Origin of the sequence: Azospirillum griseum (assembly GCF_003966125.1) — a bacterium.
Lineage (GTDB): Bacteria > Pseudomonadota > Alphaproteobacteria > Azospirillales > Azospirillaceae > Azospirillum > Azospirillum griseum.
This window is the reverse complement of record NZ_RXMA01000009.1, coordinates 188346-196681: the sequence shown is the minus strand read 5'-3', so window position 1 is coordinate 196681 and position 8336 is coordinate 188346. Positions and strand designations below refer to the sequence as shown.

Below are 8336 nucleotides of genomic sequence, written 5' to 3'. Positions count from 1 at the left end.
AGTTTGCTTGCTTCAACTTGGATGCTCAACAGACGTCCGTTGATGTGCCGATCCCAATCCCTCAAGACCCAGCAACCAACCGCAAGACCTAAGCCCCGCCGTCTGCGCATCCCTTCTCACAACACGGTATAAACTTGTTCAACATCCCGCAACGCTTGAAGCGCCGCTTCGGCCTCTTCCCCGTCTTCCCTTTGTCTCGGGAACGGGCCGAAGAAGGCCGAACATCTTGGTCGAAGAAGGAAGCGTCCAACCGCCCGATCAACCCGGCATCGCCGACTTAACCGCCTGTTTCCGCTTCCTTTTCTGCCGCCGCCGCGTCGCTTCGTGAAGCGCCGCCCCGTCGGTGGAGCGGGTTATAGTGGCACCACACCAAACCGCGCAACTCCTTTTTTCAGTCCCAATGCATTTTTTTGACGGCGGCTTCAGAAGGGTGTGTTGGACAGGTCGTCCTCGTGCCACGTCCGGCCATCCCGCTCAATCAGCGCGATGGCCTGCGACGGCCCCCAGGTGCCCGCGATGTAAGGCTTGGGTTGCTGCGTCTTCCAGCCTTCCAGAATGGTTTCGGCCCAGGCCCACGCCGCTTCAACCTCGTCACGGCGCATGAACAGGGTCGGGTTGCCACGCACCACGTCCATCAACAGCCGCTCATAGGCGTCGGGGAAGCGCGCGCCAAAGGTCTCGGCGAAGCTGAGGTTGAGCGGGGCTTGGCGCAGACGCATGCCACCCGGTCCGGGTTCCTTGGTCATCAGGTGCAGACGAATGCTTTCATCCGGCTGCAAACGCACAATCAGGCGGTTGGCTTGCAGTTCGCCCGCCGATCCCGGGAAGATCGAATGAGGAATCGGCCGGAACTGGATGACGATTTCCGACATCTTGGCGGGAAGACGCTTGCCGGTGCGCAGATAGAACGGCACCCCCGCCCAGCGCCAATTGGCAATTTCCAGCTTCAGCGCCACAAAGGTTTCGGTGGTGCTGCCCGTCGGAATGCCGGGTTCGTCGGCATAAGCCGGGACCGCGCCCCCCGTCACTGCGCCCGCGCGGTATTGGCCGCGCACGGTGCAGGCCCCGACCTCCTCCGGTCCCATCGGCTTGAGCGAGCGCAACACCTTCAGCTTTTCATCGCGCACCGCCTCTTGCAGCAGCGACACCGGCGATTCCATGCCAACCAGACAGACGAGCTGCAACAGATGGTTCTGCACCATGTCGCGCAGCGCGCCGGAATGGTCGTAATAATCGCCGCGCCCTTCGACGCCCACGGTTTCGGCCACGGTGATCTGCACATGATCGATGTGGTTGGCGTTCCACAGGGGTTCGAACAGGGAGTTGGCGAAGCGCAGAGCCAACAGGTTCTGCACCGTCTCTTTGCCCAGATAATGGTCGATGCGGTAAATCTGGGATTCGGCGAAGACGGCACCAACCTGCTCGTTGATGGCGCGGGCGGAGGCGAGATCGCGGCCAATCGGCTTTTCCAGCACGACCCGTGCGGCCGGAGTCACCAGCCCCGCCGCCTTCAAACGGTCGCAGATCGGGCCGAACAGGCTGGGCGAGGTCGCCAGGTAGAAAATACGCACCGGTTCATCGCCGCGCCCGACAAAGCGCTCGGCCAGATCGCTCCACCCCTCGCTCGAGGTGGCGTTGACCGACACATAATCCAACCGCTCGACAAAGCGGGCCAGCAGGGCGTCGTCCAACTCGTCGGCGGCGACGTGGCGGCGCACCGCCGCTTCGGCTTTTTTCCGATAGTCCGCCAGATCCAGCACGCTGCGCGACACCGCGATGATGCGGCTCCCCGCCGCCACCTGCCCCGCCCGATCACGCAGATACAGGGCGGGCAGCAGCTTGCGCAGAGCCAGATCGCCGGTGCCGCCGAACACCGTGTAGTCAAAGGCGGGCAAGGGCGCGGCAACGGTGCGGGGATGCGACATCGGTCTTCTCAGCTCTCGGATTGTTCGGTGGCGGAGGATGAGGCGTTGAACTGGGCGGCGATCAGGCTGGTCACAGCCTCGCGGGTCGGCATCGCCGGAATGGCCCCGCGCTGGGTGGTGGCCAAGGCCCCCGCCCCGTTGGCGAAGCGGCAGAGATCGGCCAGCGGCGCGTCGGGCGTGGTCAGCAAGCCTGACAGGAACCCGGCGACAAAGGCGTCACCGGCCCCGGTGGTGTCCACCGGGCGCACGGAAAAGCCCCTCACGCTCACATGTTCGGTCCTGGTCAAGCAGGTGCAGCCCTTCGACCCGTGCGTCACCACCAACGCCTGTGCGGCATCGTGCCACAGCGTCCGCCCGGCAACAACCGCATCGGTGGATCCGGTCAGAAATTCAAGCTCTTCGTCGCTCAGCTTGATGACGGTGGAGCGCGCGATCCCCTGGCGGATCGCGGCGCGCGCGGCGTCGGCGCTGGGCCACAGATCCAGGCGCAGGTTCGCGTCGAACGACACCATGCGGTTCTGCGCCCGCGCGGCGTCCACCGCCGCCCAGGTGGCGGCGCGCGGCCCCTCGCCGATCAGGGCGAGCGAGCCGAAATGCAGGAGGTCGGCGGCGCCGATGGCGGCCAGATCGAGATCCTCCGGCACCAGATTGCCCCACGGCTCGCCGTAGAACAGGAATTCACGGTCGCCATCCTCGGCCAGCGACACGAAGGCCAGCGGCGTGCGGTTGGCGGGGTCCTGGCGGACCAGCGTCGCGTCCACCCCGGCATCGACCAGCGCCTTGATGAGAAAACGGCCAAAGCCATCCGCGCCGACCTTGGCGATCATCGCGCTCGGCACGCCCAGACGGGAGAGTCCAACGGCGACGTTGGCGGGCGCGCCGCCCGGAGCCTTTTGAAAGGCGGGGGCGGTGGCCAGATCGGTTCCGGTCACGGTGGGCACGAAATCAATCAACACCTCGCCCATGCAGATCGCGCGGATCGGGCGGGCCGTCTCCGGCAGCGTGACGATGGACGTGGCGATGGACATGGCGGCAGGTCCTCAAAAAATGGTGGAGGGAAAGGATACAGGGAAAGAGATGCCTCCGTCCCGGCGTTGCCGACGACACGGAGGCAGTTTCAGGAGAGAAACGCAACAGACGGCGCAAGAGCGGAGTGCGTCCAATCAGACGTGGTGCGACGCGGATCTCCGCTCAACAGATCAGAACGAGGAGCACCGCGCGCTGTTTTGCAGGTCAGGCACGGCGCTCGAACAGAAACGCTTACTTGGAGGTCCAGCCCTTGTACTGGCCGACATTCTCACGGGTGATCAGGTCGGACGGGATCAGGGTGACGGGCTTGTCGATGGTCTTGCCCTGCATCAGCTGATAGCCGATGTCGACGGCCTTCTGGGCCATGGCGAACGGATCCTGCGCGGAGGAGGCCTCGACCAGATTGCCGGGCTGCTTCAGCGCGGTTTCGATGTCGGGCGCGCCGTCCACGGCGGTGATGACGATGCCGGTGCGCTTCAGCTGCTTGGCGGCCAGATCGGCACCGATGGCCTGCGGGTCGTTGATGGCAAACACGGCGTCCACCTTGTCATAGGCGGTCAGGTAGCCGATCATGACCTCCAGGCCACCTTCGCGCGACCCCTTGGCGTTCTGGTTGTCCGACAGCAGCTTGATGCCCGAGGCCTTGGCCAGGACGCTCTTGCAGCCGTTGACGCGATCCACCACCGCCGACACCGGCGGGCCGTTCATGATGATGACGTTGCCCTTGCCGCCCAGCTTGTTGACGATGTACTGGCAGGCCTTTTCACCGGCTTCGACGTTGTTGGTGGTGACGGTGGCGGCGGCCCCCTTGGCGGCGACGTCCACGGCCACACCGATGATGCCGGCGGCCTTCAGGCGGGCCATGGCCGGGGCGATGGCTTCCGGATCGGCGGCGTTGACCAGAACCATGTCAACGCCCGAGGCGATGAAGTTGTCGATCTGGGTCGATTGCTTGTTCAGGTCATAATCGGCGGACACGGCCGTGACCTTCACGTTGGCACCGCCCAGTTCCTTCGCCTTGGCTTCCGCGCCCTTGACGATCTGCACGAAGAACGGGTTGCCGAGGTTGCCGACGGTGACGCCGATGGACTTCAGGTCCTTGGCCAGGGCCGGGGCGGCGGTGGCGATCAGAGCGGCGGTGGCCAGCAGCAGGGATTTCTTCAACACGAGAGATTCCTCCAGTTATTGAGTGCTTGATCGCACGTTGTGTCAGTGGCGTGGATGCTTGGGCGTCTGTTCTTCCCCGCAGGCCGGACGCCGCACGCGGCCTTGCGGGTGTTCCGTGGGGCGGGCCGGGATCAGGTCCGGGCGCTGCCCTTGTTGCGGTAGCGGTCAAGGGCGACGGCGCCGACGATGACACCCCCCTTGATGATGAGCTGCCAAATCTCGGTGACGTTCATCAGGATCAGGCCGTTCGACAGCACCGCGATGATGAGCGCGCCGACCAGCGTGCCGAAGATGGTGCCGATGCCGCCGACAAAACTGGTCCCGCCCAGGATGACCGCCGCGATGGCGTCGAGTTCATAGCCGGTGCCAAGCTGCGCGCCGTTGGCCGAGTAGGTCCGCGCCGCCGACATCACCCCGCCCAGCGCGGCCAGCACACCCGAGGCGCAGTAGACGAAAAGCAGGACCGCCCACACCTTGATGCCGGACAAACGCGCCGCGTCGGGATTGCCGCCGACGCCGTAGATGCGCACACCCAGAACCGTGCGGCGCAGGATGAACCAGCTCAACGCCACCACCGCCAGGGCGATCACCACCAGCCAGGGGATGCCGAAGAGATACTCGTTGCCGATCCAGGCAAAGGGCAGCTCGGCGTTGAACACCGTCGTGTCGCTGCCCAGCAGGCGGGCCAGACCGCGCACCGCCGTCATCGCACCCAGGGTGACGATGAAGGGGGGCAGGCGGAAGAAGGCGATCAGCGACCCGTTCACCGCGCCCAGAACCAGACCGCTGAGCAGCGCGATCGGGATCGCCGCCCACGCCATGCCGGTGAGGGACAAGGCCACCGCCGTAACCGCCGACACCGCCAGCACCGCGCCAACGGCCAGATCGATGCCGCCGGTCAGGATGACGAAGGTCATGCCGGCGCCCAACACGATGTTGATCGACGCCTGTTGCGCCACGATGGCGATGTTGCGCGCCGTCAGAAACTTGCCGGTCGCCAGATCGAAGGCGACACAGATCAAAATCAGGACCGGCAGCATGCCGACCACTTGGATGATGGACCGAATGCGCTGCCGCCGCGCGGCGGCCTGGGCCGCGTCGTCGTTGGCGGCCTCGGGCGTGTTCGCTCCGTTTGTCTTGATGACCGACTTGGCGATCATGGTGGTGCCCTCCTTGCAGCGCCGGCTTGTTGATGACCGCCGGCCTTCCGTCAGCCCTTGATGGGCTGCGGTGTTCGTCGCGTGGCTGTTGGGTCGCGACGCCGCTGTGACGAGCGGCGCGCGTGCGGTCAAAGAGTGACGCCGGTGGCCAGCGCCATGATGTTTTCCTGATTGATGGCCGTGCCGCTGTCGCCGCCGACCTCGCCCATGATGTGGCCCTCGCGCATCACCAGGATGCGGTCGCAGATGCCGATCAGCTCCGGCAATTCGCTGGAGATCACCAGCACGCCGACGCCGTTGCGGGCGAGTTGGTCGATGGTGCGGTAGATTTCCGCCTTGGCCCCGATGTCGATGCCACGGGTCGGCTCGTCCAGGATCAGCACGCGCGGGCCTGCCTCCAGCCAGCGCGACAGCAGAACCTTTTGCTGATTGCCGCCCGACAGCGCGCCGACGTTGGTGGTCGGGCGATCCACCCGGATGCCCAGCGCCTTGATCGCGTCGAACGCGCGCTGCTTGGCCCGGCCCCGGTTCAGCACGCCGCCGGTGCGGGCGTCGCCGTCGCAGACGAAGAAATTGATGTTGTCCTGCACCGACATGTCGAGGAACAGGCCCTGGGCCTTGCGATCCTCCGTCAGGTAGGCAAGACCGGCGGCGAGGGCACCCGCCGGGGTGGGCCGCGTCAAGGCCACCCCGTCGATGCGCACCGCGCCGCCGACCATCGGGTCAGCGCCGTAAATCAGACGCGCCAACTCCGTGCGACCGGACCCGACCAGACCGGCCAACCCCAAAACCTCGCCCGACCGCAGCGTCAGGCTGGCGGGATGGACGCGGCGACCGCCGTCGGTCACACCCTCGACCTCCAGAACCGGCCGACCGGGGGCGCGGCTGTTCTGGTGGTCATGCTTGTAGAACCCGGCCAGATCGCGGCCGACCATCATGCGGACCAGGCGTTCGGCGCTGATCTCGTGCTTGTCCAGCGTGCCGACGTAGGACCCGTCGCGCAACACCGCCACCCGGTCGGACAGGGCGTAGATCTCGTCCATCCGGTGGCTGATGTAGATGATCGCCAGCCCTTCATCGCGCAATTGCCGCATCAGGGCGAACAGGCGGTCGGTTTCGCGCGCCGACAGGGTGGTCGTCGGCTCGTCCATCACCAGCAGCTTGGATTTGGTGTGCAGGGCGCGGGCGATCTCCACCATCTGCCGTTCGGCGATGGACAGGTCGCGCACCAGCGTGGTGGGGCCGAAGGTCGCCCCCAGCCGTTGCAGCACCTCGCGGCAATCGTCGCGCATGCCAGCGCGGTCGATCATGCCGTTGCGGGCGCGCTCACGGCCGAAGAAGATGTTTTCCGCCACCGTCAGATTCGGCAGCAGCGAGAGTTCCTGATAGATGATGGCGATGCCGTGATCGCGCGCCACCTGCGGATTCGTGACCTGGACCGGCACGCCGTCGATCAGGATTTCCCCGCCGGGATCGGCCTGATAGGCCCCCGACAGCACCTTCATCAGCGTGCTCTTGCCCGCGCCGTTTTCCCCCATCAGCGCCAGGATTTCACCGGACCGGGCGTCGAGACGGACGTCGCGCAGGGCCTTGGTGCCTGGGAAGGTCTTGGAGATTCCGCGCATTTCGAGGATCGGCGGACGCACGTCCTCTCGTGGCGCGCGCAAGGCGGTCGCACCCATGATTCTCTCCCGGTGACGGATCGTTTGTTGCGGGTTGGACGCCGGTCTATTGGTTGACCAGGATCTCCCGGCTTGGGCTGTAATTCAGATGAAGGGGCAGGATTGCCGCCCCCAACGCCGCCGCTTGCCGCCCGACCTGGCCAAGCCGGAGCGGCGGCGGTCGTCGGGCCTCCGGCACCGCTTCGTCCAGGTTGCGGTTCAAACGGGATTCCAGATCGCGCCGGATGTCCATCGGCAGATCGCCGTCGATGACGATGGCCTCGACGTCCAGCAGGCAGGAGGCCGACAGCAGCGGCATGACCAGCGCCTCGGCGGCGTCGTCCAGCCACTCCCCGACCAGGGTCGGATGCTGCGGGATGGCGCGCTCCAGTTCGCTGCGCATGGTGATGTCCACGCCGTTGCCGCGCAGATGGCGGATCAGCGAGTTGATCGAGGCGCGGGTCAGCAGGATGTCGCAGCTGTGCGTCGGGGCCGGTGCCGTGGCCAGCCGCGAGGCCCCCACCGGCATCAGGCCGATGTCGCCCGCGTTGCCGGTGACGCCGCGATAATACTCCCCGTTCATCACCAGACCGCCGCCGATGGCCGACCCGATGAAGAGGTAGACGAAGCTTTGCAACTCGCGCCCACAGCCGCGAAACATCTCGGCGACGGCGGCGGCGGTTCCGTCATTTTCCCGGAACACCGGCAGACCGGTCGCCTCGCCCAACTGGGCGGCGATGTCCACGTCGTTCCACACCTTGTAATCCTCGACCCGGATGTCGAGTTCGCGCCGCCAGCTTCCCATGTTGTAGGGGGCGGCCACGCCGATCCCGGCCATCCGATCCCGCGCCCCGGCGGGCAGCATGGCGCGCATTTCGGCGATGTCGCCCAGCGCCAGCGCCAGCGATTCCTCCGGCATCGGGAAATCGCGCTCGTGATGGCGGCGCTCCACGACATGCCCACGGAAATCGACCAGCAGCGTGTCGACCGAACGGCGACCAACCTTCACCCCGATGGAGTAGGCCCCCTCCGGGTTCAGCGACAACAGCGTCGCCGGTTGCCCACGGGCACCGGACCGCTTGCCCTCGCTGCGGATCAGCCCACGCTCTTCCAATTCCTTGACGATCACACCGGCGGTGTTGCTGGTCAGATTGACCGACCGGGAGAGATCCGCCTTTGACGCCTGGCCCATGCGGCGCAGGGCGTTGAGGATCACACGCTCGTTGAACAGGCGCAGATTGACGGAGTTGCTGCCCTGGCCGTTGCCGGTCCCAGTGCTGAGCACGCTTCCCGTCGCGCTGTTCGTGTAAGAGACGTAAGACACCCCGGCATCCTCCCAACCGTCCATCCGTTGCGGTCTTTATGACCGGGTGAACGTCTTGAACACAATCTCC

At 66.0% G+C, this 8336-nt stretch carries 6 protein-coding genes; all 6 read right to left on the bottom strand.

Annotated features, from left to right (window positions below):
- Nucleotides 1-422: 422 nt before the first annotated feature.
- On the bottom strand, nucleotides 423-1925 hold the full coding sequence (gene zwf, locus EJ903_RS12105) for a glucose-6-phosphate dehydrogenase (protein WP_126615486.1): 1503 nt from the start codon (nucleotides 1923-1925) through the stop codon (nucleotides 423-425).
- A gap of 8 nt (nucleotides 1926-1933) precedes the next feature.
- Nucleotides 1934-2953 (bottom strand): PfkB family carbohydrate kinase, encoded by a 1020-nt coding sequence (locus EJ903_RS12100; RefSeq protein WP_126615484.1) that lies wholly within the window; start codon nucleotides 2951-2953, stop codon nucleotides 1934-1936.
- A gap of 232 nt (nucleotides 2954-3185) precedes the next feature.
- Entirely contained in the window at nucleotides 3186-4121 is a 936-nt protein-coding gene (locus EJ903_RS12095; protein ID WP_126615482.1) for an ABC transporter substrate-binding protein, read from the bottom strand.
- A 131-nt stretch (nucleotides 4122-4252) separates the two neighbouring features.
- Nucleotides 4253-5281 (bottom strand): ABC transporter permease subunit, encoded by a 1029-nt coding sequence (locus EJ903_RS12090; protein WP_126615480.1) that lies wholly within the window; start codon nucleotides 5279-5281, stop codon nucleotides 4253-4255.
- Nucleotides 5282-5409: 128 nt separating this feature from the next.
- Nucleotides 5410-6963: a sugar ABC transporter ATP-binding protein gene (locus EJ903_RS12085; protein ID WP_126615478.1), complete on the bottom strand. Its 1554-nt coding sequence runs from the start codon at nucleotides 6961-6963 to the stop codon at nucleotides 5410-5412.
- Between the two features lie 46 nt (nucleotides 6964-7009).
- Entirely contained in the window at nucleotides 7010-8290 is a 1281-nt protein-coding gene (locus EJ903_RS12080; RefSeq protein ID WP_126615476.1) for an ROK family transcriptional regulator, read from the bottom strand.
- Nucleotides 8291-8336: the final 46 nt, after the last annotated feature.